Origin of the sequence: Paraconexibacter sp. (genome assembly GCF_041602235.1) — a bacterium.
Taxonomy (GTDB): Bacteria; Actinomycetota; Thermoleophilia; order Solirubrobacterales; family Solirubrobacteraceae; genus Paraconexibacter.
Map to the genome: position 1 here is coordinate 1 of NZ_JBFIGP010000415.1, position 2,437 is coordinate 2,437.

Here is a 2,437-nt window from a genome sequence, read left to right on the forward strand (position 1 = left end):
CGGCCGCGGGCGCGACCGATCGTGATGCGCACGGATGGACCGCTGCGCCGCTGCCTCACCGTGGTTCGGGTGTACGCCGTACGCCGGTGGGCGAGTCCCGCTCCCTCGTCCTCGTAGAGCACGAACTGCCCGCGCGAGCCGCGGAAGGCGTCGACGCGCAGCAGCCCCGGCGACGGCACGGCCGGGCCGCCGTCCGACGGGTCCGTGACCACCGCGGCCCCGGCGCGGACGAGCACCGCCATCCGGGACAGCGGAACGGCCCGGGTGCGCGTCGCCGGCCCGCGGAAGCGCTCGCCGGTGAACCAGTCGATCCAGGTGCCGGGCGGGATCCACTGCTGGACGGTCGCCGGGTCGCCCGGTCCGACGACCGGGGCGACCACGATGTCCGGGCCGAACGTGCGCTGGGTCGGGTGCTCGTAGGCCGCCTTCTGGCCCGGCCAGGTCAGGTAGAGCGGGCCGGTGATCGGCAGGCCCGTGTCGCGCGCACGCCGTGCGAGCGTGTAGGTCGTGGGCACGAGGGCGTTGCGCAGCCGCAGCGCGTCCGCCGCCGCGTCGCCGGCCGGACCCGGGTACTCCCAGGGCAGGCGCTTGCCGTGGTGGGAGTGCAGGCGGTTCAGCGGCTCGAACGTCGCGAACTGCACCCATCGTGCGTACATCTCGTCCGGGACGACGTTGCTCTGGCCCGCGATCTGCCCGCTGCACTGCCCGGCGATCGGCTGGCCGGCGAACGAGCCGATGTCGTGCGACACGTACGGCAGGCCGATCGCCGCGGCGGCCGAGGTCATCTGCGCCTCGAACTCGAGCACGTCCCAGGTCGCGCACGTGTCCCCCGTGAACTGCACGGTCGAGCGGTGCTCGGCCAGCGCCCCCACCCCGCCGTCCGGGTTCTGGCGGTCGCCGTAGACCCCGTCGGGCAGGAACGAGGCCCCGATCCGGGAGAACGACGGCCACCGCTCCCCCCTGCTCGCCTGGTACGCGGCGTAGCGCGAGTTGATCCAGGCGTCGGGGTTCAGGCCCGGAGCCCGCGCGGAGTCCTGGGCCTCGCAGCACCAGTCCAGCCAGAAGGCGTCGACCCCCGCGTCGGCGAACGGCCGGTGGAGATCGAAGTAGGCCTGCAGGTGGCTGCTCTTCGTCCAGTCGAACACCTTGCACTGGCCCGTCGGGTCGGCCTGGAGCACCCGGCACATCCCGTCGTCGGTCCCCAGCGGACCGGTCTTCGCCTCCACGGCGGGAAGCGCCGGGTCGTTGGTGTTGATCGACGGGTGGATGTTCGCCGCGACGAGGATCCCCTCGCCCTCGGCCCAGTCCAGGAACTCCGCGGGGTCCGGGAACAGGTCGCGGTTCCAGTCCCACCCGTTCCAGCTGTAGGGCTGGCCGGGCGCGCCGACGACCTGCGCGGCGATCGCGGCGCCGACGGGATCCGCCTGGCGCTTGTAGTCCGTGTCCAGCGAGACCATCCCCAGCGGGATGCCACGCGAGCGGAACTCGTGCGCGACGTCCTGCAGGTCGGACGCCGAGTACGGGACCCACTTCGAGTACCAGACGCCGAACGACGCGCGGTCCAGCAGCGGTGCGGCGCCGGTCATCGTCCGCAGGTCACGGAGCGCGCGCCGCAGGTCGCTGCCGTAGGCGAAGACGTACCAGTCGCGTCGCGACCCGGCGCCGTCGGGGCGGATCTCGAACCCGGGCTCGGCCGGCGTGCGCACGACGGTCTCCGTGTCGTCGACCGCGTGCCAGCCGTCACGCGCCAGGACACCGGGGTGCAGCGGCACCGGACCGGTGGCCAGGTCGAGTGCGCGCGTCCATCCGCCCAGGGCCTGCCGCTCCGCCCGCGGATCGACGCCGACCTCGACGGTCCGGCGCCCGTCGCGGAACCGCAGGCGCAAGGTGTCGGGAGTGAAGGCCTGGGTTCCCCGACGCCAGCGCAGCGTGAGCCGCGAGGTCCTGATCTCCCGCCACCCGTTGCGCACCCGCGTCGACACGCGGACGCGCGCGGGGCGCCGGCGTACGGTGGTGAGGGTCGGGCGATCCTCGAACCGCGCTCCCGGCACGTACTCCGCACGCACCAGCGAGGCGCTGAGGACCGTGAACCGCGCGTTGCCGTCCCGGACGGTGGTGGCAGCCGCAGCGCCCGCGGGAGCCGTCAGCGCCGTGAGCGCCACGACGAGGGCCCCGCACCAGCGGGACCGTGCGCGTACGCCCGTGCGGTGCGAACGTGACAACGACCTCATGCGCGGCACAGTCTAGGTCCCGGACGTGCACACCGGGCCCCTCGGTGCCCGGCCGCCCGACCGTAGACTTCCTGGACGACGTCCGCAGGCGCAGGCGTCCATGAGCCCGCGACACCCGTATCCCGACCATGACCTCGCCGTCCGTCCTCGTCTCGATGCTGAACCGCCTCGGCGGCCGGACGGACTCGGTCGCGGCGAGCCGTGAC

The 2,437-nt window shown here is 73.9% G+C and carries 1 protein-coding gene; it reads right to left on the minus strand.

What is annotated here, in order from left to right; translation table 11 throughout:
* The coding region (locus tag ABYE80_RS19790; protein WP_372792027.1) for a TIM-barrel domain-containing protein at nucleotides 1-2,231 on the minus strand (2,231 nt) is incomplete at its 3' end.
* Nucleotides 2,232-2,437 lie beyond the last annotated feature (206 nt).